At 63.0% G+C, this 21,159-nt stretch carries 19 protein-coding genes; 8 read left to right on the top strand and 11 right to left on the bottom strand.

Going from position 1 to position 21,159, the window contains the following annotated elements; genetic code table 11:
• Positions 1–49: 49 nt before the first annotated feature.
• Positions 50–631 (bottom strand): serine protease, encoded by a 582-nt coding sequence (locus tag ACWKV4_RS05350; protein ID WP_483830722.1) that lies wholly within the window; start codon positions 629–631, stop codon positions 50–52.
• A gap of 577 nt (positions 632–1,208) precedes the next feature.
• On the opposite strand from ACWKV4_RS05350, the gene ACWKV4_RS05345 reads away from it, so the two are divergent.
• The 6 genes from ACWKV4_RS05345 (at position 1,209) to ACWKV4_RS05320 (ending at position 8,663) form a co-directional block, all read left to right on the top strand.
• Positions 1,209–2,393, top strand: coding sequence for an efflux RND transporter periplasmic adaptor subunit (locus ACWKV4_RS05345; protein WP_483830723.1), 1,185 nt, complete (start codon positions 1,209–1,211; stop codon positions 2,391–2,393).
• Positions 2,390–5,488 carry a multidrug efflux RND transporter permease subunit gene (locus tag ACWKV4_RS05340; RefSeq protein ID WP_483830724.1) on the top strand — a complete coding sequence of 1,033 codons (3,099 nt, stop codon included), beginning with the start codon at positions 2,390–2,392 and terminating at the stop codon, positions 5,486–5,488. The genes ACWKV4_RS05345 and ACWKV4_RS05340 overlap by 4 nt, the downstream gene beginning before the upstream one ends.
• A gap of 32 nt (positions 5,489–5,520) precedes the next feature.
• Complete coding sequence (locus tag ACWKV4_RS05335; RefSeq protein WP_483830725.1) at positions 5,521–6,585, top strand: M4 family metallopeptidase; 1,065 nt, start codon at positions 5,521–5,523, stop codon at positions 6,583–6,585.
• A gap of 29 nt (positions 6,586–6,614) precedes the next feature.
• Positions 6,615–6,935, top strand: a complete 321-nt coding sequence (locus ACWKV4_RS05330; protein ID WP_483830726.1) for a protealysin inhibitor emfourin — start codon at positions 6,615–6,617, stop codon at positions 6,933–6,935.
• Between the two features lie 100 nt (positions 6,936–7,035).
• Positions 7,036–7,353, top strand: coding sequence for a hypothetical protein (locus tag ACWKV4_RS05325; RefSeq protein ID WP_483830727.1), 318 nt, complete (start codon positions 7,036–7,038; stop codon positions 7,351–7,353).
• A 170-nt stretch (positions 7,354–7,523) separates the two neighbouring features.
• The gene (locus tag ACWKV4_RS05320) at positions 7,524–8,663 is read left to right on the top strand and encodes a glutathione-independent formaldehyde dehydrogenase (RefSeq protein WP_483830728.1); all 1,140 of its coding nucleotides are present in this window, start codon (positions 7,524–7,526) and stop codon (positions 8,661–8,663) included.
• Positions 8,664–8,700: 37 nt separating this feature from the next.
• Here ACWKV4_RS05320 and ACWKV4_RS05315 read toward each other — a convergent pair whose 3' ends face one another.
• Positions 8,701–9,111 (bottom strand): hypothetical protein, encoded by a 411-nt coding sequence (locus ACWKV4_RS05315; RefSeq protein WP_483830729.1) that lies wholly within the window; start codon positions 9,109–9,111, stop codon positions 8,701–8,703.
• 514 nt (positions 9,112–9,625) lie between these two features.
• Here ACWKV4_RS05315 and ACWKV4_RS05310 point away from each other — a divergent pair.
• Positions 9,626–9,781, top strand: a complete 156-nt coding sequence (locus ACWKV4_RS05310; RefSeq protein ID WP_483830730.1) for a hypothetical protein — start codon at positions 9,626–9,628, stop codon at positions 9,779–9,781.
• Between the two features lie 23 nt (positions 9,782–9,804).
• Here ACWKV4_RS05310 and ACWKV4_RS05305 read toward each other — a convergent pair whose 3' ends face one another.
• The 7 genes from ACWKV4_RS05305 to ACWKV4_RS05275 form a co-directional block, all read right to left on the bottom strand.
• Entirely contained in the window at positions 9,805–10,554 is a 750-nt protein-coding gene (locus ACWKV4_RS05305) for an SDR family oxidoreductase (RefSeq protein ID WP_483830731.1), read from the bottom strand.
• A 75-nt stretch (positions 10,555–10,629) separates the two neighbouring features.
• Positions 10,630–11,319, bottom strand: coding sequence for a response regulator (locus ACWKV4_RS05300; RefSeq protein ID WP_483830732.1), 690 nt, complete (start codon positions 11,317–11,319; stop codon positions 10,630–10,632).
• Between the two features lie 6 nt (positions 11,320–11,325).
• Positions 11,326–13,944 (bottom strand): DUF4118 domain-containing protein, encoded by a 2,619-nt coding sequence (locus tag ACWKV4_RS05295; RefSeq protein ID WP_483830733.1) that lies wholly within the window; start codon positions 13,942–13,944, stop codon positions 11,326–11,328.
• A gap of 18 nt (positions 13,945–13,962) precedes the next feature.
• Positions 13,963–14,520, bottom strand: coding sequence for a potassium-transporting ATPase subunit KdpC (gene kdpC / locus ACWKV4_RS05290; RefSeq protein WP_483830734.1), 558 nt, complete (start codon positions 14,518–14,520; stop codon positions 13,963–13,965).
• Between the two features lie 21 nt (positions 14,521–14,541).
• Positions 14,542–16,587: a potassium-transporting ATPase subunit KdpB gene (gene kdpB, locus ACWKV4_RS05285; RefSeq protein WP_483830735.1), complete on the bottom strand. Its 2,046-nt coding sequence runs from the start codon at positions 16,585–16,587 to the stop codon at positions 14,542–14,544.
• A gap of 13 nt (positions 16,588–16,600) precedes the next feature.
• The gene (kdpA, locus tag ACWKV4_RS05280) at positions 16,601–18,295 is read right to left on the bottom strand and encodes a potassium-transporting ATPase subunit KdpA (protein WP_483830736.1); all 1,695 of its coding nucleotides are present in this window, start codon (positions 18,293–18,295) and stop codon (positions 16,601–16,603) included.
• Between the two features lie 3 nt (positions 18,296–18,298).
• Complete coding sequence (locus ACWKV4_RS05275; protein ID WP_483830737.1) at positions 18,299–18,388, bottom strand: K(+)-transporting ATPase subunit F; 90 nt, start codon at positions 18,386–18,388, stop codon at positions 18,299–18,301.
• Positions 18,389–18,651: 263 nt separating this feature from the next.
• On the opposite strand from ACWKV4_RS05275, the gene ACWKV4_RS05270 reads away from it, so the two are divergent.
• Positions 18,652–19,818 carry a hypothetical protein gene (locus ACWKV4_RS05270; protein WP_483830738.1) on the top strand — a complete coding sequence of 389 codons (1,167 nt, stop codon included), beginning with the start codon at positions 18,652–18,654 and terminating at the stop codon, positions 19,816–19,818.
• Between the two features lie 2 nt (positions 19,819–19,820).
• On the opposite strand, the gene ACWKV4_RS05265 is transcribed toward ACWKV4_RS05270, so the two are convergent.
• Both ACWKV4_RS05265 and ACWKV4_RS05260 read right to left on the bottom strand, forming a co-directional pair.
• Positions 19,821–20,717, bottom strand: coding sequence for an alpha/beta fold hydrolase (locus ACWKV4_RS05265; protein ID WP_483830739.1), 897 nt, complete (start codon positions 20,715–20,717; stop codon positions 19,821–19,823).
• Positions 20,718–20,915: 198 nt separating this feature from the next.
• A complete protein-coding gene (locus ACWKV4_RS05260; RefSeq protein ID WP_483830740.1) occupies positions 20,916–21,140 on the bottom strand; it encodes a VF530 family protein in 225 nt (74 codons plus the stop codon).
• Positions 21,141–21,159: the final 19 nt, after the last annotated feature.

The following is a 21,159-nucleotide window of genomic DNA, read 5'->3' as shown; positions in this document are numbered from 1 at the left end:
GGAACCCGATTCGCGAGCTTTGCTCGTTCCTACGGATTGAACGGCGCCCTCAGTTGGCCGCCAACTGGCTGCCATTGCCCTGCGTGGCTTGGAAGCGGGCCCATTCACGGGCGATTTCGTTGTAGGGCATAAAAATGCTTACCCGTGGCTGGCTGGCCAGGTCTGGGCGGCGCAGCCCTTGGAGGTCGCCCTTGGTCAGGTAGGCCACGTTGATCCCCACCGCATCGCCATCGGCGGCAAACACCGGCCCGCCAGACATACCCTTGGCCGTAGGGCCATTGTGGGTGGCGTAGAGCACGTTATCCGTGGTGCTCAAGCGGACCATGGCCGGCAGGGCCTGCCCCGCACCGGTAATAGGCACATACAACGAGTTAAACCCCACCGCCGTCAGTGTTTCGCCCGGGGTGTATTGGCGCCACTGGGGCGCACGCTCAGCCTTGTGACGGAAGAACTGCACGTCACCCCTGCCTTGGTACACCGAACCTGCCAGATAAGGCACGTGCTTGACCGTCACGGCGTAATCGTCATTCCACTGCACGGCGCTGCCCATCAGCATCAAAGGCAATGGCCCGCCGGAATGAACCACGAAGGCTTGGTCGTAAACAGGGTCCTTGAGATACGCGGTGGGCATTCCATTGCAGCCACTGAGCAGTGCGCAGGCTAAAAGAAAAGGTATTAAACGAAACATGATGGCTACTGGCTATAAGTTGAGGACGGGGGCGACTATGTCAGTGAGCCATCATGGGTACCAGCACCGACCGTCTGGATCCTAAGCGCAATAAAACCCCCTACGCTAAATTTCTGTCTCATTTAAATTCACTGCACCAACGGTACCACTGAAACACTTGATTTAGAGCGCTTTTAATGAGATTTATATCTGCTTTGCTTGGATCCTAAAAAGCTGACTAGAAGATCAGAAGATAGGATCCAGCCGAACGGTATATTAGCGCGCTAGATAATTATTCTGCCCGGCAACGCCGCCAAGAACTTGAGCCAATTGTCAGAGATATTTAACGCTGTGCCGGGCCGCCCCTGCGTTTATCCAATAAGCCATGCAAGCCCCTATGCGCTCGAATGAAGGCCAGTTAACATCCCCGTCGATTCCTGAGGCGCTGGTTGGCGCTTGAGCCAGATTCGCGCTACACCATGCCGACGGCACGTCTATGGCGAGCCGGTGGCGCCCCCTACCCTCTCTAGTAGCCCGACTTATGCGCCTGCCTTTGCGTCAGCCTCGTCGAAAGCCTGCTCGCCTGTTCCTGGCCGGCGCCGTACTGCTCGTGGTACTGGGCCTATGTGCGTGGCTGGCACGGCCACAACCCTTGCCCATGACGGTAATCAAGCCGGGGGCGGTGCCAGTACGGGTGGTTCAGGTGGCGGTGGCCGACGCGCCTCAATGGGTGTCGGCATTGGGCACGGTGGCCCCGCTGCAAAGCGTTACGGTGCGTGCCCAAGTGGATGGCATTCTTACGAAGGTATGGGTGCAAGAAGGGCAATTCGTGGAGAAGGGGCAATTGCTGGCCAGCATCGACGACAGGGCCCTGCGCGCCAGCGCCGACGAAGCCGCCGCCCTGGCCGCGCAAACCCGGGCGCGATTGAAGGTGGCTCAGGTGGACCTCAAGCGTTACACGGACCTCTCCCAGGACCGTGGTATCTCCCGCCAGCAGCTAGACCAGCAACAGGCGCTGTATGACCAACTGCGCGCCACCTTGCAAGGCAACGAAGCGGCCATGGCCGCGGTAACGGTGCAACTGTCCTATACCCAGATCCGCTCCCCACTGGCTGGGCGGGTGGGCATCCGTGCCGTGGATGAAGGCAATCTGCTTAGGGTCAGCGACGCCCAAGGGCTGTTCAGCGTGACCCAGATCGACCCCATCTCGGTGCAGTTCGCTGTGCCCCAGGCCTTGTTGCCCACCTTGCAAGGGCTGCTGCAACAAAAGGAACAGGCGCCGGTGCTGGCATACGCGGGTGGCGATATAAATGGCGATGCCAGCCTGGGCCAGGGGCGCTTGGGCCTGATCGACAACCAGGTGTCCAGCACCACCGGCACGGTTCGGGTCAAGGCGGCCTTCGACAACCCCCGCCAGTTACTGTGGCCTGGGCAATTGGTCAATGTGCGCTTGCAAACCCTGCTGCGGCGTAACGCGCTGGTGGTCCCCAATGTGGTGGTACAGCGCGGCCTTGAAGGGGCGTATGTGTACCGTGTCCGGGACGGGCGCGTAGACAGCGTGCCGATCAAGGTGGTGGACCAAACCCCCGAGCTCACCGTGGTAGAGGGGGTAGTCGCGGGGGATACGCTGGTCAGTGATGGCCAGTCGCGGCTCAAGCCGGGCGCCAAGGTGGAGGTGACGGCCGCGCCCGCGGAGGATACGCCCCCCACGGAGCCACAGCCATGAGCCGCCCGCGTTCGCTGTCGGCCTGGTGCATCGACCACCCTATCGCGACCTTGTTGCTGATGTTTGCTCTGGTGCTACTGGGGCTGATCGCCTTTCCCAAGCTACCGGTGGCGCCCCTGCCCCAAGCGGAATTCCCGACCATTCAGGTGATGGCGCAACTGCCCGGCGCCAGCCCCGAGACCATGGCCTCCTCCGTGGCCACGCCCCTGGAGGTGCAGTTCAGCGCCATTGCGGGGATCAGCCAGATGACCTCCACCAGCGCCCTGGGCTCCACCAGCCTCACGCTGATGTTCACCTTGGGCAAAAACATCGACGCCGCCGCCCAAGAGGTGCAGGCGGCCATCAACACCGCCGCCGGCCGCTTGCCCCAAGACCTGCCTAACCTGCCCACCTGGCGCAAGGTCAACCCTGCCGACAGCCCCGTGTTGATGCTGGGCATCAGCTCCACCCAACTTACCGGCCCGGCCCTGAGCGACCAGGTGGAAACCCTGCTGGCGCGGCAGATCAGCCAGATCGAAGGCGTAGGCCAGGTGAACATCACCGGCCAGCAGCGCCCCGCTATTCGAGTGCAGGCCCAGGCAGACAAGCTCGCCGCGGTGGGCATCACCCTGGCGGATTTGCGCGCCGTGATCCAGGCCAGCAGCTTGAACCTGGCCAAGGGCGCGCTCTACGGGGACAGCCGCATTTCTACCTTCTCGGCCAACGATCAGCTGTTCGCGCCTGAAGATTACGCGGCGCTGATCGTGGCCTATCGGGACGGCGCCCCGGTGCATATGAGCGACGTGGCCACGGTGGTCGCTGGAGCAGAGAATGACTATGTGCAAGCCTGGTCGCAAGCGCAGCCTGGGGTGAACCTGGTGATCGCGCGCCAGCCAGGGGCGAATATCGTCGAGACCGTGGACCGGGTACAGGCTGCCTTGCCAGGGCTCAAAGCCCTATTGCCCGCCTCGGTGAAGATCAACGTGCTGCAAGACCGCACCCAAACCATCCGCGCCTCGCTGCACGAGGTAGAGCTGACCCTGCTGATCGCCATCGGCCTGGTGATCGCGGTGATGGCGCTGTTCCTGCGTCAGCTGTCGGCCACCTTGATCGTGTGCGCGGTGTTGGGCGTGTCCCTGGTGGCAAGCTTTGCCTGGATGTACCTGCTGGGCTTTAGCCTTAACAACCTGACCCTGGTGGCTATCGTGATCGCCGTAGGCTTTGTGGTGGACGACGCTATCGTGGTGGTGGAGAACATCCACCGCTACCTGGAGCAAGGCATGGCCCGGCGGGAGGCGGCTATCCGCGGCAGCAGCGAGATCAGCTTCACCGTGGTGTCCATCAGCTTTTCGTTGATCGCCGCTTTTATTCCCCTGTTGTTCATGGGCGGCGTGGTAGGCCGGCTGTTCAAGGAGTTCGCCCTTACGGCTACGTCTACCATTCTGGTGTCGGTGCTGGTGTCCCTTACCCTGGCGCCCACCCTGGCCGCGCTTTTTATGAGCGCCCCCAACCATGGCAAGCACCAGAGCGGTGGCTTAGGCGCGCGGCTATTGGCAGGCTATGACCGTTGGCTGGGCAAGGCGCTGGACCATCAACGGCTGATGCTGGGGGTGTTCGGCGTATCGTTGGCCCTGGCCATCGCCGGCTATGTCTACATTCCAAAAGGGTTCTTCCCGGTACAGGACACAGGCTTCGTGGGCGGCATCACCGAGGCGGCCGCCGACACCTCCTACCCGGCCATGGTCAGTAAGCACCTGGCCTTGGCCAAGATCATCGCCAGCGACCCGGCGGTGCGTACTTACTCCCATTCGGTGGGTGTATCGGGCAGCAACCAGACCGTGGCCAATGGGCGCTTCTGGATTTCCCTCAAGCCTCGGAGGGAGCGGGACGTGGACGTAGGCGAATTCATCGACCGCATTCGCCCGCAACTGGCCCAAGTGCCGGGCATCGTGCTTTACCTGCGGGCAGGCCAGGACATCAACCTAAGCTCCGGGCCTAGCCGGGGCCAGTACCAGTACGTGCTCAAGAGTAACGACGGCGACGCGCTCAACCTCTGGGCCCAGCGCCTGACCGAGGCCCTGCGCGGCAACCCGGCCTTGCGTGACCTCTCCAACGACTTGCAACTGGGCGGCAGCATCACTCCGGTGCATATCGACCGCGCCGCCGCGGCGCGTTTCGGCTTGACCACCGAGGATGTGGATCACGCCCTGTACGACGCCTTCGGCCAGCGCCAGGTCAGTGAATTCCAAACCCAGACCAACCAGTACAAGGTAATACTGGAGCTGGACGCTGCCCAGCGCGGCAAGGCCGAGAGCCTGAACTACTTTTATTTGCGTTCGCCGCTGACCCAAGAGCGAGTGCCGCTGGCGGCCATTGCCCAGGTGGGCGAAGCCAAGACCGGGCCCTTATCCATCGCCCACGATGGCATGTTCCCGGCAGCCAACCTCTCCTTCAACCTGGCCCCCGGCGTTGCCTTGGGCGATGCGGTAACGGCGCTTGAGCACACTCAGCGCGAGCTGGGCATGCCGGCTACGCTCACCGGTACCTTCCAGGGCGCGGCTCAGGCGTTTCGTAGCTCCCTGGCTAGCCAACCCTGGTTGATCCTGGCGGCCCTGGTGGCGGTGTACATCATCCTGGGCGTGCTCTACGAAAGCCTGGTTCACCCGCTCACCATCATCTCCACCCTGCCCTCCGCGGGCCTGGGGGCGCTGGCCTTGTTGTGGGCCTTGGGCCAAAGTTTTTCCATCATGGCGCTGATCGGCCTGGTGCTGCTGATCGGTATCGTCAAGAAAAACGGCATTTTGCTGATCGACTTCGCCCTTGATGCCCAGCGCAACCAAGGCCTGGCGCCCAGAGAAGCGATCCGCCAAGCCTGCCTGACGCGGCTGCGGCCTATCGTAATGACCACCCTGGCCGCCCTGCTGGGCGCCGTGCCCCTGATGGTGGGCTATGGCGCGGGCGCCGAGTTGCGCCAGCCGTTGGGCATCGCGGTGGTAGGGGGGCTGCTGGTGAGCCAACTGCTGACCCTGTTCACCACGCCGATCATCTACCTGCAACTCGAAGGCCTGTTCCATGGCCGTAACCGCTCTAGGGGTACTTCTTCAGCGGTGGTCTAAACTCATGTTCACCTATGCAGTGGAGACGCTTTATGTGTGAACGCCATCCGCCACGCCACCCGATCTTTTGCCTGATCCCACCCTATTTGCTCGACCGCATTGCCTTGCACGGCAGCAAGCCGCAGCGCGAGGCGGCGCTACGCACCCGGGCCAAGGACAACACCTTCCGCTCCTTGCGCATGACCGCGCGGATCAGCCGGCCCGCCACCCCCCAGGCCGCTACGGCCTTCGTGGGCAAGCGGCGCTCGATCTATACCGCCAATGGCGATGAAGTATTGCCCGGCGCACTGGTGCGTGGGGAAGGCCAGCCCGCCAGTGGCGATGCCGCCGTGGACGAAGCCTATGATGGCCTGGGCGCGACCTTTGACTTCTTCGCCGACGTCTTTGACCGTAACTCCATCGACGATGCGGGCATGGCCCTGGACGCCACCGTGCACTTTGGCCAGGCCTATAACAACGCGTTCTGGAACTCGGCGCAGATGGTATTCGGCGACGGCGACGGCGAACTGTTCAACCGCTTCACACTGGCCCTGGACGTGATAGGCCATGAGCTGGCCCACGGGGTGACCGAGGACGAAGCCAGGCTGCAATACTTCAACCAGTCTGGCGCGCTCAATGAGTCCATGTCCGACGTGTTCGGCTCGCTGATCAAGCAATACGCCGGCAAGCAGCGGGCCAAAGACGCCGACTGGCTGATCGGCAAGGGCCTGTTCACCCGCAAGATCAACGGCCAGGCCCTACGCTCCATGAAGGCGCCTGGCACCGCCTTCGACGACAAGGTCTTGGGCAAAGACCCGCAGCCGGGCCATATGGACGATTTCGTGCACACCTTCGACGACAATGGCGGCGTGCATATCAACTCCGGCATTCCCAACCACGCGTTTTACCAGGTGGCCACGCGCCTGGGTGGCTACGCCTGGGAAGAAGCCGGGCGGGTCTGGTACGAAGCCCTGCGCGACCCCAGACTGCGCCCCAATACCGGTTTCTTGCGCTTCGCTCGCATTACCTTCGATGTGGCCGGGCGCCTGTACGGCACGGGCAAAAAGCCACAGCAGGCGGTCAAGGAAGGCTGGGCAGCGGTGGGGATCGCGCTATGATGGCCGCACCCTATTGAGGAGCCATTGCCATGCGCATCTCGTTCTGTGAAACCGGCGGCGCGGCCTTTTTTCCGGGCCTGAGCAAGCCCCGCACGCTGGAAGTAGACACCCTCCCCGATCCGGACCAGCGTGAGCTGCGCACGCTGGTAGAGGCGTCGCGGTTTTTTGCCCTGCCGCAAAGCCGACAGCCCACCCGCGCCTCAAGGGGCGCCCAGCACTACACCCTGACCGTCAGCGAAGGCGAACGCGAACACACCGTGTGCCTGCTGGCACCGGTGGAGGCCGGCCCCTTGAAAGGGCTGGTGCAGTGCGTGCGCAAGCATGTCAAACCCCCAGCCGCGGTGAGCTAAGATTGCGCCAAAATCCGCCTCTACCAGGGTGGTTACGTGAGGCGCGGTGCTGCGCGAAGTAAAACCCCACGGCGCCTTGCCTGTTTAATCTGGAGCTTCCATGCCGCGTTACCCTACTACCCCCGATGGCCGTTATTTCGTAGTGCGTGGGCGGCTATGGCGGTGCAGCAACCCGGCCCTGGCGGAAGCCGATCGCCAGGCGTTGGTCAATGACCTGATGGACGCTCGCCGCGCAGTGAAGGCGGCTAGGGCGGCAAATGACCCCGCCGCGCTGAAAGCGGCCCGTGCGCAGGTGCAAGCCGCCAAGGTGGGCCTGGGTGAGCGTGGTCCGGTGTGGTGGAGCGATGGCGCCGCGGACTTTAACCGCCACATGGCGAAGAACAGCCCCTATGCCGCCTGGTTCGAGGCTTTTGAGTAAGGTGGTATTGGGCCTAGACCCGCGCCAGGCTGTCTAAACCACGCTTTTCGTAAGGTATTTTTCTGGTTGCTGAAGCGCTTCCGCTCGTCGGGTTACCTTAGGTTTTCAGGAACACTTCGCGCCATCACGGGCCCACATACCATGCCGCGTTTATTTCCATGGAGCAGATCATGAAAGCGATTGTTTATAACGGCCCTCACGACGTTAGCGTTCAAAACGTACCCGATGCCCGTATCGAAAAGCCCACGGATGTGCTGGTGCGCGTAACCACCACTAACATTTGCGGCTCCGACTTGCACATGTACGAAGGCCGCACCAGCTTCGAAACCGGCCGCATCTTCGGCCACGAAAACATGGGTGAAGTCATTGCCGTAGGCCAGGGCGTGGACCGCGTAAAGGTCGGCGACCGCGTGTGCCTGCCGTTTAACATCGGTTGCGGTTTCTGCGCCAACTGCGAGAAAGGCCTGACTGGCTTCTGCCTGACCGCCAACCCAGGTAGCGCTGGTGCCGCCTATGGCTTCGCGGAAATGGGCCCTTACCAGGGTGGCCAGGCCGAACTGCTGCGTGTGCCTTACGGCGACTTCAACTGCCTGGTGCTGCCTGAGGACGCCCAGGAAAAAGAAGACGACTACGTGATGCTGTCGGACATCTTCCCCACCGGCTGGCACGCCACTGAACTGGCGGGCCTGATGCCAGGTGAAAGTATTGCCATCTACGGGGCTGGCCCTGTGGGCCTGATGGCTGCCCATGCCGCCATGATCAAAGGCGCCTCACAGGTATTCGTGGTAGACAACCACCCAGACCGCTTGAAGCTCGCCACCCAAATGGGCGCAATCGCGATCAACTCGGTAGAAAGCGAAGCCGTGGACCAGATCCTCAACTACACCAACGGCTTGGGTACTGACCGTGGCTGTGAATGCGTGGGCTACCAGTGCTGCGACAAACATGGCCATGAAGCCAACCACCTGACCATGAACAACTTGGTCGCCTCTACCAAGGCCACGGGGGGTATCGGTGTCGTGGGCGTGTTCGTACCTCAGGACCCAGGCGCCCAGAGCGACCTGGCCAAAGAAGGCAAAATGGCCTTCGACTTCGGCTCGTTCTGGTTCAAAGGCCAGTCCATCCGTACCGGCCAGGCTAACGTGAAACAGTACAATCGCCGCCTGGCCGAGCTGATCCACCACGGCCGCGCCAACCCGTCACAGATTATCTCCCACCGCCTGAGCCTGACCCAGGGCCCAGACGCCTACAAGCACTTCGATAACCGTGATGCAGGCTGGACTAAAGTGGTACTCAAGCCTGCGGCCTAAGGCCCCTGCCTCCAGCGCTGCTAGCTTAGCGGCGCTGTTATTGAGTCAGGTCCTTGATCAAGGCCTGACTCTCTATCGTGGAAATGCCTACCAAAGCAGCCCGTAACACCTCTGGCTCCGTTCGGTATTTCAACGGCGTATAGCCGAAGGTATTTGCGCTATTGAAAGGGGTGATCCAGTCACGCTTTTGCCAAACCCGCTGTCCGTTCTGAGTCATCACCGCTGTAGCAGCTATTTTTGGATACATCACGCTACTAAAGCCCTGAGTAAGGGCAAACCCCCAATCCGCCACTGTTAATTGCACAACGCCGTCCGCAGGGTCGTTCTCGCCTACTACTTTAAAGCGCCCAGTGACCGCCAGTTGGTCTTCGAAACTCTTCTTGAGTAATACGCCTAGGTCAATACCGGCGCTGCTCATGTTATGCAGGATCGCTTGGGAAGTTGGCATAGCCGCTAGCTCGCCAGCTTTCATACCCGCTGCCAGTCCAGCGCCGCTCAATGCTGCCTGACCCAGCTTGGATGCCCCCATTGCAGCCCCAGCCGCGACCCCAGCCCCTGCTCCAAGGGCGGCGCCCCATGCTTGTTCGCGGCCGATGTAATTGAATTCCTTTACCGACCATATGACCGGTAGCACCTTAACCGTTCGTATGGGTGGATGAGCTTCGGCCTCGAACCGTTGGTTGCCACAGCCGGCGAGTACCAACCCAGCTAACAGTACCACTGCTACGTTTTTTATAAACATCCTTGATCCCTAAATTCGACGTACCGCTTGTTGTGTCAGGTGACGCATGCGCGCCCAGCACGTATTTGTCGACTTTCTAACGGAAAGCTTTAGGGGTACGGCACTCTACGCGGTTACGTTGCTGAACGAGATAAGGTGGGGTTGCCTAATTCGGCTGCACGTTATAAGCACGCCGCTGTCTGAATGATTGCAAAGATAATTATCCAGACATGAGGCATTTATGACCGACCCACGCAATATCGCACACGATAAAAAAGTGCAGGAAGAGAAGAAGCACAACCACGAAGAAATCGCGCCTGATGCCGTGCACGAGCCGCAACCGGGCATGAAGCCTAAGCTGAAAGAACACGACAAGCACGAAGACGAAAACGCTTGATACCCGTGTAGGTTTGCGGGGGTTTACCTTAACCCCCCAGACACCTCCAGGTGGCTACCGGACGTATAAGAAGCGGCATCACTGAGCAGCCAAAGCACGGCCTCAGCCACTTCATCGGCCGTTCCAGGCCGGCCTAAGGGCGTATTGACGCCTCGCTCCCATGCGCGCCCTGGCTGACCGCCGGAGGCATGAATGTCGGTGTCGATCAAGCCTGGGCGAACCGCGTTGACCCGTATGCCTTCAGGGCCAAGCTCTTTGGCTAACCCCGTGACCAAGGTATCGACTGCGGCTTTACTGCCTGCGTAGTCCACGTACTCCCCAGGAGAACCCAGCACAGCGGCCATTGAGGTCACTAGCACCAAGGAGCCGCCTTCGCCGCCACGGCTTTTCATCATGCGCCGTGCGGCTTCGCGTGCGCACAGGTAAGGGCCGAGCACATTGACATTGAACATCTGCTGCAAGCGTTCCAGGGGCATGTCCGCCAGCATCGACGGTGGCGCGACTATCCCAGCGTTGACTACAGCGCCAGTAAGGGCGCCCAGGCGGTCGGCTTCAGCGAACATCCGCAATACGTCCGCTTCCACGGCTACATTACCTTGCACCGCCCGCGCTTGGCCGCCAGCGCCCTCTATATGGGTAACCACCTCATCGGCGGCGGCCTGGTTGTTCAGGTAATTGACCATCACGGCCCAGCCCGCGGCAGCGGCCTTGATGGCGGTGGCCCGGCCAATGCCACGACTGGCACCGGTGATCAGCAGCACAGGGGGTGTCATCGTATTGTTCCTCAAACGCTTATACACGGCTGAACAAGCCTAGCGCACCTGCGTAAGGGGCGCGCATTCCGGGCCCTACCCCTCCCCCAGACGGTAGCCCACGCCCGGTTCGGTCACGATAAACCGGGGTGCTGTGGCATCGTCGTTGAGCTTACGGCGCAGGTGGCCTACCACAATGCGCAGGTAATGGCTTTTGTCGGCATGGCTGGGGCCCCACACATCGGTAAGCAGCTGGTGCTGGGTAATCAGCCGCCCTGGGTAGCGAGCCAGCAGCCAGAGTACGGCGTACTCCTTGCGGGTGAGCTCTACCTCCTGGCCGGCCAGGGTTACCCGACGGGCATTGGCGTCGATGCGCAACGGGCCTACCTCGACGGTGGCTTCGGTACTGGGCACCCCGGTGGCTACCCGTAACAGGGCGCGCACCCGGGCGAGAAATTCCTGAATACCGAAGGGTTTGGTCACGTAGTCGTTGGCGCCTGCGTCCAGCGCCTGCACCTTTTGCGCTTCGCTGGCCCGCACCGACAGCACGATCACCGGCACGCTAGACCAACCACGGACCTCCCGCAGCACCTCCTGGCCATCCAGGTCAGGCAGGCCAAGGTCCAGCACGATCAGGTCAGGGCGGGCCAATGCGGCCTGGGTCAAGCCGTCGGTACCGGTGGCCGCCTCGATCACTTGATAACCTTGGGAAGCCAAGCTGATGCGTAGAAACTTGCGGATCTGCGGTTCATCGTCCACAACCAGCACGGTGGCTTTATCGCTCATGGGGGTTCACGTGTCTGCCGATGGCTGGGAAGGTAATGGCAGCCGCAGGGCGATACAAGTGCCTTGGCCCTCGATGCCTGGCCCAACGTCCACATGGCCGCCATGGGCGCCCACCATGCCTTGGCAAATCGCCAGGCCTAGGCCGGTGCCCTGGCCACCTCGGTCGCCCCGGGCAACGGTGTAAAACATGTCAAAGATCTTCGCCCGCTCATCCTCTGGAATGCCGGGCCCTTGATCCTTGACGCTGAACACTAAGCACTCACTTGCCACCGCTGCCGCTATTTCAATGCGCCCATGGGGTGGCGAAAAGCGCGCGGCGTTTTCAATCACGTTCACCAAGGCTTGCTCGATCAGCGCCGCATGTACATACAACAACGGCAAGGCTGGAGGCGAGATTACCGCCACCGACAAGGGTTGCAACAGCGTACGCAGGCGGCCTACCGCGCTGCCCAGAATGTCCCCCGGCGCGACCCAATCCCGCGCCAGCTTCAACGCGCCATGGCCCAGGCGGGTCATGTCCAGCAGGTTCTGGATGTAGCGGTCCAGCCGTTCAGCCTCGGCCTGGGTGCCTTGGAGCAGATCCAGGCGGTCGGCGGGGCTGATCACTTCACCTAAGGTCAACAGGCTGTCGATACTGCCGCGCATGGCGGTCAGAGGTGTGCGCAGGTCGTGGGACACCGATGCCAGCAAGGCGCTGCGCAGTTGCTCGGTTTCCCCATGCAGCCGGGCGGCTTCCAGATCTTGGGCGAGGTTGGCACGTGCCAGGGCTTGAGCAAGCGGTTGGCTTAGGGCCGCCAATAGCCGCCGTTGCTGGCCGTTCAGGGCGCCCTCGCGCTGCTCGGCCACGGCCACCAACGCCAACACTTGCCCTTCCAGTGCTACCGGCCACCACCACCAGCGCCCCGAGGGCAAGGTACCGGTGCCTTTGCCAGCGGGCTGATCGTGGCGCCAGGCCCAGTCCGCGGCGGCGCGTTCGGTTTCCTGATAGGCCTGGGTGCTTTGCCGCGCCCCAGGCGGAGCCTCCAGCAAGCGGATGTCCAGGCCGCTCCAGCCTTGCAGGTGGTGGCTGGCGGCACTGAGTACCGCCTGGCGATCGGTGGCGGCAGCCAGGCTACGGCACAGCTCCAGCAACTGCGCGGTTTGCGCCTGGGCTTCACGCAGGGCACTGAGTTGACGCCGTTGCCGCGCGGCGAGGTTACCGGTGAGCGCAGCCATCAGCAGAAAGAACAGCAGCGTGAGCACGTCCTCTTCCCGCTGGATACGCAGCGAAAAGTTAGGCGGTATAAACAAAAAATCGTAGGCCACAAAGGACAATACCGCGCTGGCCAACGCAGGCCCCAGGCTACTGCGCACCGCCACCAGTAGCACCGCGGCCAGGAACACCAGGGAGATGTTAGGCAGCGCCATTACCTGGGCCACGCCCCAGGCAAGCCCGCTGGCAAAAGCGGTGGCTACAAGGGCCAGCCCGTAGTCTCGCCAGCGCCAGGTCCAGCCGGGCCGCGCCACACGCGCAGCGGCGGTATCGGTACGGTTGAGCACGTTGATCTCCAGCCCCTGCGCCTCCCCTAACAGGCGCGCTGACAGCCCCCGGCGAGGCCAGCGGCGACGGGACTGGCCCACCAACAGCACACTGGCGCGGCGGTCGGCGGCATGCTGCACTAAGGTACGGGCCACGCCGCTTGCGCGTAGCACCACGACCTCCGCGCCAAGGCGCTCGGCGAGCTGTTGGGCCTGATGCAAGTGCTGGCGAGCCTCCTCGCTGTGCGCTTTACCGTCGTCCACATGCACCAGGGACCAAGGCACGTGGCGGTTTTGCGCAACCCGGCTGGCATGGCGCACCAGGCGTTCGGCCTGGGCATCGCCCTTCACCCCTACCAACAGGCGGCCACGTACTGTTGGGGCGGCCTGGCCCAAACGTTGGTAGCCTTGGGTCAAGTCCGCGTCCACCTGGGCGGCGGCGGTCTGCATGGCCAGTTCGCGCAGGGCACTTAAATTGGTTTGGGTAAAAAACGCCTCGATGGCTGCCCGAGCCTGTTCGGGCACGTACACTTTGCCGTCACGCAGCCGCTCCAGCAGCTCACGGGGCGGCAGGTCCACCAGTAGTAACTCATCAGCCCCTTGCAGCACCCAGTCCGGCACGGTTTCCCGCACCCGTACACCGGTGATGCCCAGTACCTGGTCGTTGAGGCTTTCCAAATGCTGCACGTTGACCGTGGTGTACACATCAATGCCTGCGGCCAGCAGCTCTTGCACGTCCTGCCACCGCTTGGCATGGCGGCTGCCGGGGACGTTGCTGTGGGCCAGCTCATCGACCAATGCCAGCCTCGGCGCGGCGTCAAGTAGCCCATCGAGGTCCATTTCCTCGATGGGCAGGTCGCGGTAGCTCACCCGCCGCAAGGGTTGCTGCGCCAGGCCGGCGAGCAAGGCTTCGGTTTCCGCCCGGCCGTGGGTTTCCACGACCCCCGCCAGCACCTGCATGCCCTGGCGCTGTTGGGCATGGGCGGCTTGCAACATCGCGTAGGTTTTACCCACGCCTGGAGCGGCGCCCAGGAACACTTTCAGGCGGCCACGGCCAATGCGAGGCAAGGCGGCTAGCAAGGCATCGGCGCGGCCTGCGTCACTCATCAAAAGGGCTCGCTATGGTCAGGGTTGGGAAGGCATGGCTTGCAGGGCAAGGTTCAACGCCAGCACATTAACCACAGGTGGGCCAAACAGTGAAGTGTCTGTGTGCTGGGCAATCAGCGCCCGTACCTGTTGCTCCGGCAGGTGCCGGGCCGCCGCCACACGGGCGGCCTGGTAATCAGCGGCCACCGGCGACAGGTGAGGGTCCAGCCCGCTGCCGCTGGTGGTGAGCAGCGCCAGGGGCACCGGCCCTTGGCCATCGACGTATAAGGCGTCTGCGGCGCCCTTCACGCGCTCGGCCAGGGCAGGGTTGCTCGGCGCCAGGTTGCTGGCACCACTGGCCACGGTGGCGTAATCCCCCGCCGACGGCCGGGGCTGGAACCACTTGGCATCGGTAAAGCCTTGGGCAATCAAGGCCGAGCCACTGGGTTTGCCCATGGCGTCGTACACCAGGCTGCCGTTGGCCTGTTCCGGGAAGGCCACTTGGGCGATGCCGGTCACCGCCAGTGGATAAACGATGCCGGTGATCAGGGTCATCAGCAGCACCAGGGCAAACGCGGGGCGTAACAAGGTGATCATGTGCAAAGCTCCAATAAGGGATCAAGCCAGGTGCAAGGCGCTCAACAACAGGTCGATGGCCTTGATGCCCAGGAACGGCACCACCAGCCCGCCCAGGCCGTAGATCAGCAGGTTGCGGCGCAGCAAATGAGCAGCGCTGGCGGCTTGCACCCTCACCCCGCGCAGGGCCAGGGGAATCAGCGCAACGATGATCAAGGCATTGAAAATGATCGCCGAAAGGATGGCGCTACGCGGGCTGGCCAGCCCCATCACGTTCAGTACGCCTAGCTGCGGGTAGATAGCCGCGAACAGCGCCGGCAGGATGGCAAAGTACTTGGCCACGTCGTTGGCGATGGAAAAGGTAGTAAGCGCGCCACGGGTCACCAGCAGCTCCTTGCCGATGCGCACCACATCCAGCAGCTTGGTGGGGTCGCTGTCCAGGTCCACCATGTTGGCGGCCTCACGGGCGGCCTGGGTACCGTCGTTCATGGCCATGCCCACGTCGGCCTGGGCCAGGGCTGGGGCGTCGTTGGCGCCGTCGCCGCACATGGCGACCAGGCGGCCATCGCCCTGCTCGCTGCGAATACGCGCCAGCTTCTTCTCCGGCGTGGCTTCGGCGATCACGTCGTCCACGCCCGCTTCGGCGGCGATGGCCGCGGCGGTGAGGGGGTTGTCCCCTGTCACCATCACCGTGCGAATACCCAGCTGACGCAATTCCTCAAAGCGCTCGCGAATACCCGGCTTGACCACGTCCTTAAGGTGGATGGCGCCCAACAGGCGCTGGTCCCGGCATACCAACAAGGGTGTGCCGCCGCTTTGGGCGATGTTGTCCACTTCCCGGGCCAGGGCCGCGGGCAGCTCCAGGCGGGTCATGTCCACATAGGCCAGCAAGGAATCCACCGCCCCCTTGCGGTACTGTTCTTGCCCGTAGTCCACCCCCGAGAGCCGGGTTTGTGCGCTAAAAGCCACAGGCGTGAAGGTAGCGGTGGCGGGCTCTTCCATGCTGTGCAAGCGGCGCAGGAACTCCACGATGGACTTGCCTTCGGCGGTTTCATCCCCCAGCGACGCCAGCAAGGCACCTCGGGCCAACTCCATGGCCGTCACCCCAGGGGCGGCGTAGAGCGCGCTGCAACGGCGGTTACCGAAGGTGATGGTGCCGGTTTTATCCAGCAGCAGCACGTGCACGTCCCCTGCGGCTTCCACCGCCCGGCCGGATTTAGCGATCACGTTTAGCCGCACCAGGCGGTCCATGCCGGCAATACCGATGGCCGAGAGCAGGCCGCCGATGGTGGTAGGAATCAAGGTCACTAACAGCGCCACCAGGAACACCAGCGGCAAGCTGCCGCCGGAGAACCGGGCGAAGGGTTGCAGGGTGACGACCACCAGCAGGAAGATCAGCGTCAGGCCAATGAGCAGGATATCCAGGGCCACTTCGTTGGGGGTTTTCTGCCGACGGGCGCCTTCTACCAAGGCAATCATCCGGTCCAGGGTGGATTCACCCGGCTCGGTGGTCATGCGCACCACCAGCCAGTCCGACACCACCTGGGTATTACCGGTGACCGCCGAGCGATCGCCGCCGGATTCCCGAATCACTGGCGCGGACTCACCAGTGATGGCCGCTTCGTTGACCGCGGCGATACCTTCGATCACCTCGCCATCACCGGGGATCATCTGCCCGGCTTCGACCCGCACCACGTCCCCCTTGCGCAGGTCAGTGGCCGGTACGCTTTCGTACAGCCCACCGGCCATGCGTCTACGTGCTTCCAGGCCTTGGCTGCCAGCCTTAAGGCTATCGGCGCGGGCCTTGCCACGGCCCTCCGCGAGGGCTTCTGCAAAGTTAGCGAACAGCACGGTGAACCACAGCCACAAGGCAATCTGCACCGCGATACCGGTGGGTACGGCCGGGTCAGGCACGGTGCAGAGCACGGTGGTCAGTACAGCGGTGAGCTCCACCACCAACATGACTGGCGAGCGCTTGAGCTGGCGTGGGTCGAGCTTGACGAACGCCTGTACCAACGCCGGGCGCCACAGGGCGCTCATGGACGTTTTAGCCAGCGTTTGAACCTTGGGTGTCACTTGGATAGTCATGATGTTCCAGGCCTCAGAAACCCAAACTCAGGTGCTCAGCGATCGGTCCCAGCGCCAGGGCGGGAAGAAATGTCAGCCCACCTACCAGCAAGAGGGTGACCGTCAGCAGCACCGTGAACAGGACCCCATGGGTGGGGAAAGTATTGCCATTGATCGGCGCTGCGTTCTTCATGGCCAGGCTCCCGGCCAACGCCAGTACCGGCAGGATGTAACCGAACCGGCCCAGCAGCATGGCCAGCCCCAGCATCAGGTTATGGAACGCGGTATTAACGCTCAGGCCACCGAAGGCCGAGCCGTTGTTGGCCGTGGCCGAGGTGTAGGCGTAGAGCAGTTGGCTAAACCCATGGGCGCCTGGGTTGCTCACGCTGGCCGCCGGCCCTGGTAGCGAGGCGGCAATAGCACCCAGCACCAGCACGCCCAGTGGCATCACCAACAGCGTGACCACCAGCAGTTGCACCTCCCGGGCCTGGAGTTTCTTGCCCAGGTATTCCGGCGTGCGGCCAATCATTAACCCGGCCAGAAACACCGCGATCAACACGTTCAGTAGCATGCCGTACAGGCCCGCGCCCACGCCGCCGAACACCACTTCGCCCAGCATCATGTTGGCCATGGCCACCATGCCGCTCAAGGGGTTAAGGCTGTCGTGCATGGCGTTGACCGAACCATTGGACGCCGCCGTGGTGGTGACCGACCAGAGCACGCTGGCGGTGGTGCCGAAGCGGCTTTCCTTGCCTTCCAGTGGCGCGGTTTGCTCGACCAGGGGCAGGTTCAGGGTAGGGTTGGGCTGGTATTCGGCCCACAGCGAAACCGCGCCGCCGATCAACAGCAACGCCGTCATGCACGCGATGATCGCGCGGCTCTGGCGCAGGTCTTTCACGTAATGGCCGAAGGTGAACACCAGCGCGGCGGGAATCATAATGATCGACGCCAGCTCCAACAGGTTGCTCAGGGCGGTAGGGTTTTCGAAGGGGTGGGTGGAGTTCATACCAAAGAAGCCGCCGCCATTGGTACCCAACTGCTTGATAGCGATCTGGCTAGCCGCCGGCCCCAAGGGAATGACCTGGTCCACTCCTTGTAGCGTAACCGCATGAACATAATGCGCCAGGGTTTGCGGCACCCCTTGCCATACCAGCGCCAAGGCCAGCAGCAGGCACAGCGGCAGCAAGCCATACAGCGTGGCCCGGGTCATGTCGGCCCAGAAGTTACCAATGGCGTGCGCCGAACGCCGACCAATGCCGCGGCATAGAGCAACCAGCACGGCCAGGCCGGTGGCCGCACTGACGAAGTTCTGCACGGTCAACCCGGCCATCTGGCTCAGGTACGACAGCGATGCCTCACCGCTGTAGGCCTGCCAGTTGGTGTTGGTCATAAAGCTGACCGCCGTGTTGAACGCCAGGGTCCACTCCATGCCGGGGAAATGCTGGTCATTGAGCGGCAGCGCGCCTTGGCACATCAGCAGCACCCACAACACCACAAAGCCTGCGGCGTTGAACGCCAGCAGCGCCAGGGCGTACTTTTGCCAGCTTTGCTCGGCATTGGCATCCACGCCCGCCACGCGGTAGCAGCCCCGCTCCACCGGCCCCAGCACCGGCGACAACCAGGTGCGCTGGCCTTCCATCACCTTGTAATAGAACCGCCCCAGCCAAGGCGCCGGTAACAACACTGCCGCAAGAAAGGCCAGGATCAAGCCATAGTCGTAACCGTGCATGGCCTACCCCCGATCCGCGCGCAATAGCGCAACCAGCAGGTAGGCGAACAGGCCCATGGCAAGGAACAGCGAAATCCAGTCCAGAACAGTCATTGCAATCTCCAGGTTGCGGTGAGCGCCGCTTGGCCTGAAGTGTCTGCGCGCTGGGCGTAAAGTCTCTAGAGCGGGCCAGGTGGGCCGGCATAAAGAATGCGTAATTTTCAACCATCGGCGCGACGGCGCTTTACAGGCCCCGTGCTTGAGCGCCTCCAATACCTAGCCTTTGCCCATAACGCCCGGCGCGTTATGCTGGCTGCCACTTTATGTCTTCAGGCTGCGGTCGACGACTCCCCTTTGCTGCCAACCTGGGCTTCGCCATGACCCTACGCTGTTCATTTGCACTGCTCTTCACTGCCGCCCTTTGCCCCCTGGCCGCCCAGGCCAATGGCATGGTGCAACCCGGCTGGGCGCCCATCGCTGAACAAGCGCTGGGGGAAATCCGCGCGGCGGTGCTGCGGGCGCAACCGGCCGCCGTCAAAGCCAGCCAGAACGCCGCGCGGCCTGGCACTGCCCAGCCGGTGATCGACGGCTTTATCGCGGCCCAAGGCTCAGGCACAGCCGTGGACGCCGCCAATGGCCGGCTGGACCAACTGCTGGCGCCCTTGGGGCTTGTGCCCCGCAACCCATCTGGGGCGCCCGGCAACGGCGCCGACCGCGTGGCCCAAGCCTTTAGCTTGGGCAATGCCACCGCGCAATTGGCCGAGAGTGTGTATGGCGGTGCACCCGGTGGCGCCGCTTATGCCGCGTGGTGGGCCTATCGGCAGCCTGGGGCTACCCCGGAGCAAGCGGTGGCGGTGGGCTGGCTGGCCGGTACCGGTATCTGGGCCGCGCAAAACGATGCCAACGGCCTTGGCGTTACCCCTCAGCTGAGCCAGCGCACCAGCCTGGCCGCGGCCTTGGGTGGCGTTGCGGTAGCCGCCGCGGGTGGCGACGACAACGCCCTGCGCGGCCTGTTTTTCGACACAGGCGCGGCGGTGTTGATACAAGACGGCGCTCAGGTGTACTGCCTATCTGCAACCCTGCAATGCCAACAGCCTTTCGCTAAAGCCGCCAAGCTGGAGGCCGACCCGCCCAACCTGCCCAAACCTGTCGGCGCCTTGCCCTTGAACGCGGGGTGGGCTCTGGCCTGGCAATGGACGAGCCCGCCCACTCAAGGGGTGTTCTACCCTGCCGTGGCGCTTACCCAAGCCATGCCCCCGGCTGTACCTGAAACCGCCGCGCTACCCCAGGCACAAACAGCGCAGGCCACCGCTACAACCGGCACCCGCTATGCGTGCACCAAAGGCGCCGACACCCGCGCCATCTGGGTCGAACCCGGGGAGCCGGGCACCAATTCGGTGTGCAAAACCCTTTACCAGGTCGACCAAACCCGCGCCGTGCTGTGGAATGCCAAGCAGCATTCGCACGTGTGCCAGGCCAAGGCTCAGGCGCAGGTTGATCGGGAAAAAGCGCGGGGGTATCAGTGTGGGGTAGTTGGGCGCTAGGGTCAGCCCTCAGTGGGCTGCACTAGCGCCAACACCGCCTCAATAAAAGCACCTGGCGCTTCCTGCGGCACGTTATGCCCTATCCCGGCTAGCACTTCGCGCTGGTACGGCCCGGTAAAGTGTTTGGCGCTGTGGTCTTCAAAGGGTGCGGGGGCCACGCCGTCGTTGCCACCTTCAAGCACATAGGTGGGCACGCTGATAACCGGTTGCTGGGCCAGTTGGGCTTCGATGGCTTGATAGGCGGGGTCTCCCGGTACCAGGCCGAAGCGGTGGCGGTAGGAGTGCACCACCACCTCGACGAAATCTGGATTGGCGAAGGACTGGGCGGTGTGGGCGAAGGTGCGTTCACCGAAGGACCATTGCGGCGACCACAAGCGCCATAGCAAACGGCAGAAGGCGTCGCGGTTGGCCTCCAGCCCCGCTCGGCCGCGCTCGCCGTGCAGGTAATACTGGTACCACAGCTGATGCTCTACGTCCGGCAGGGCAGGCGTGTTCGCCTGGGCGATGTTTTGCAGGTTATACCCAGTGCCAGCACTCACCAAGCCGCGCACCCGCTCTGGCCATAGCGCGGCCACCACGCAGGCGGCCCGGCCACCCCAGTCGTAACCGCCAAGCACGGCCTGCTCGATCTCCAGGGCATCGAGCAGGGCCAGCAAGTCTGCGCCCAAGGCGGCCTGCTCCCCCGACCTGGGCGTATCGGTGCTTAAAAAGCGTGTAGGGCCATACCCACGCAGCCAAGGAATCACGCAGCGCAACCCCTCGGCCGCCAGTGGCTTGGCTACAGCCTCGTAGGCCTGTACGTCATAGGGAAAACCATGCAGCAGCACCACCGGCGTACCCTCGCTGGGGCCTACTTCCAGGTAGGCCATCTCAAGAACACCTGCTGTTACCTTTTTCATAAGGGGCTCCGCGTTGGCCGGGGTTTGGTCAGCTCTTGAAAATATCCACTCATCGGTACCACGAGTTCACCCGCGGCCGAGCACTGCTAGCCGCTGTCGGCACGCATGCCAATCGGTTCGTTAATATGGAGCTATAACGTTGAGCCTGTCCTAGGCACTATCGCTTATCTGCCCTTGGCGCGGCCTAAAGGCTGCCACTCACCCCTGCCGCGCTTGCAACTCGATAAACAACGCCTCCACCTTTTCCCGCGCCCAGGGAGTTTTGCGCAGGAACGTCAGGCTGGACTTGATGCTCGGGTCGTTCTTGAAGCAGCGGATATCCACCCGCTTGGCAAGCTCCGGCCAACCGTGGTGGGCCACCAGTTCGGTCAGCAATTGTTCGAGGGTAATGCCGTGAAGCGGATTGTTCGCAGGCTGGGTCATGGGCAGGTAACAGGCAGGG

The organism is Pseudomonas artemisiae (assembly GCF_057128685.1).
This window is presented reverse-complemented; position numbering and strand designations above follow the sequence as displayed.